Annotated in this window: 3 protein-coding genes; 2 read left to right on the top strand and 1 reads right to left on the bottom strand. The window is 53.1% G+C overall.

Annotated elements, in window-relative coordinates; genetic code table 11:
- On the bottom strand, positions 1-434 hold a 434-nt coding region (locus ABYW01_RS18555; RefSeq protein ID WP_372835738.1), incomplete at its 3' end, for an SDR family NAD(P)-dependent oxidoreductase.
- A 207-nt stretch (positions 435-641) separates the two neighbouring features.
- Between ABYW01_RS18555 and ABYW01_RS18550 the strand changes: the two genes are divergently transcribed.
- Both ABYW01_RS18550 and ABYW01_RS18545 read left to right on the top strand, forming a co-directional pair.
- Positions 642-1,652, top strand: coding sequence for an AraC family transcriptional regulator (locus tag ABYW01_RS18550; protein ID WP_372835735.1), 1,011 nt, complete (start codon positions 642-644; stop codon positions 1,650-1,652).
- 103 nt (positions 1,653-1,755) lie between these two features.
- The coding region (locus ABYW01_RS18545) for an AMP-binding protein (RefSeq protein WP_372835732.1) at positions 1,756-2,824 on the top strand (1,069 nt) is incomplete at its 3' end.

Genomic DNA, 2,824 nt, shown 5'->3' with positions numbered 1-2,824 from the left:
GAGGCAGTATTGATAATGACACCCTGCTCGCCGTCTTTTCCAGCCGCCATCTTCTCAGCCGCAACACGCAGCACATTGAAGGTACCGTTAAGATTGATATTGATGGCATTACTAAACTGCACCAGTGGCAACGCTCCCTCGCGCCCCAACACCCGCCCCGCCGCCACAACACCCGCGCAGTTGATACAGATATCCAGCCGTTGCCACCGCGCCATCGCTTGATCAATTGCCTGCTCAACGGCATCTGCGTTGGTCACATCGGTGCAGGAAAACAAAACATGCTCAGGGTATTGTGCAGCCAGTGTCTGGCCAGCATCTTCGTTCAGGTCCAGCACCAGCACTGACGCCCCTTCAGCCAACAGTCGTAGGCTGGTCGCCAACCCCAGTCCCGAGGCACCGCCACTGACGACAGCGACTTTATGTGTGATATTCATCGGCCGTTTACTCCTGCCAGGTTCATTGTTGTTCTTGTGGCAGGCAGTATCCGGTAAAGCGGGACGACGGTTATATGACCGATACAGACAATCTATTTGATAAAAATGACCGTTGTCGGCTGTTGCCGGATCAATCTAAGGTAGGTTTTGTACCTCACGCGGCAACGAGGTATGCTCAGAATAAATACGGGAAAACCACTACCAACAATGAAGCGTAAACTGGTCTCCAATCACTACATTCAAGCCTGCCTTCATGGGCCGCTTCTGGCCGATCTCGACCCGATTCCGTTGCTCGAACGTGCCGCCGTCCCGGCTGAATTGATTCACCAACCCAATGCACGGATCACGGAAGTACAGCTGGCCAACCTGATCAAAGCGGTGTGGCGGTGCACCGGAGATGAGTTTATGGGGCTCACCGCACGGCCCTGTAAAAACGGCGTGTTTGCACTGATGATGGAATCGTTATTTCAGCTCAAGACCTTGGGCGCGATGTTGCAGCAGAGCATCCGTTTCTATAATGCGGTACAGGATGAGATCGTGTTTTCGATCTACCATGACGGTGACCTTGTGGATATTTCCGCAACACTGAAACAGCCACAATACGATCCCGACCACCTGTTGCAGGAGTTCATTCTGCTGATGTGGCAGCGACTCAGTTGCTGGCTGGTTAATACTCAGGTCCCGATTCACTCCACCCGTTTTAATTACCCACCACCGAATCATGTGGATGAATACCCCTCCATGTTTGGTGATCATCTCTTGTTCGATCAGCCCACTGCCGGTTTCACCTTCAACAGTAAACTGCTGACCTTACCCCTCGCCCGCGATCCAATTGAGATGGAGTTGTTCCTGCGTCAGTCACCGCTGGAGGTATTACGCCGGGTGGGGAGCGATCACTCCCTCAGTACTCAGGTACGACGGCAGATTCTCAAACAGGGTCTGGAGCAGCCCCCGACACTGGAGGAGATCGCCAACCGACTGCATATGACCTCCCGTACTCTGCGCCGCAAACTGAAAGACGAAAGCGCCAGCTTTCAGCAGATAAAGGATCAGGTACGCTGCGATATGGCGATCCGCCTGCTGACCGAAGAATCCCTGTCCGTTGCGGAAACCAGTCAACTGGTCGGCTTTACCGAGCAAGCCGCATTTTGCCGGGCATTTAAGAACTGGACCGGTGTTTCTCCCAGCCTGTACATGAGCAATCAAGCCACTCAATAATTAGCTGTCCTCTTTGATCAAATCCTTTGGACAGTTTGATCATTGTCAGCAACCCGCCTTCTAACAGACACTCGTCTTAAATAACAACAATAAGAAGGCGGATATGATGCTCCCTGAAGTAGAAATTGCCACGGTAAACACGATTGGCGACGGTCTGCGCCGCGCCGCTCAACGTTATGCCAATCAGGATGCTTTACTCTTTCAATCCCGTCGCTGGAGTTACCGCGAGTTGGATCAGGCGGTTAACCGCGTTGCCAACCATCTGCTATCGAGCGGCTTAAAGCAGGGTGACCGCGTCGCGGCATACGGTAAAAACTCCGACGCTTATCTGCTGTTATTTCTGGCTTGTGCTCGCTCCGGCCTAATCCACGTACCGATCAACTTTGCACTGGTTAAAGAAGAACTGCTCTATCTGCTCAAGCAGTCCGGGGCATCGGCTATCTATGTCGATGACGAACTGGCGGACAATGCAGACGCCGTTGTTAACGACACCCAGATCACACAGCGCGGCAGCCTGCATACGACCAACCTCAGCGCAGAGCAGCCGGATATTCTGCAGCTCGCACAGGCCGACTCCGATGCCTCACCACCACAGGTATCGATATGCGACACTGACATCGTACAAATTCTGTATACCTCAGGAACCACTTCACATCCGAAAGGCGCGATGCATACCCACCGGGGTTTTATGGCTGAATACAGCAGCTGTATTCAGCACCTACAGCTCAGATCCAATGACCGCTTACTTGCCGCCCTGCCGCTTTATCACTCCGCCCAGATGCACGTCTTTACCATGCCTGCATTGATGACAGGGGCGATGAACTGCATATTGCAGACTCCGACTCCGGATGCAATTTTCAACGCCATCAGCCACGAAAAGCTGAACTCAGTATTTGCCCCACCCACCGTCTGGATCGGCTTATTACAGCACGAGGGTTTTGAACAGAACGACCTCAGCTCACTGGTGAATATCTATTACGGCGCATCCATCATGCCGGAACCTATCGTCGCCGAGTTGCAGGACCGTCTGCCGGGTTGTCAGTTGTTCAACTGTTATGGGCAAAGCGAAATGGCACCGCTTGCCACTGTGCTTGCACCGGATGAACAGGAAGGGCGTCTTGCCTCTATTGGTAAACCTATCATGTCGGTGGAAACCCGAATCGTGGATCCGG

Origin of the sequence: Pontibacterium sp., from assembly GCF_041587635.1 — a bacterium.
GTDB lineage: Bacteria > Pseudomonadota > Gammaproteobacteria > Pseudomonadales > Balneatricaceae > Pontibacterium.
The sequence above is the reverse complement of the archived record's forward strand: the minus strand, read 5'-3'. Positions and strand labels throughout refer to the sequence as shown.

Bases quoted from the DNA above. Each gene is read 5' to 3' on its own strand.
- ABYW01_RS18550 (WP_372835735.1), top strand. From the start codon at position 642: ATGAAGCGTAAACTGGTCTCCAATCACTACATTCAAGCCTGCCTTCAT.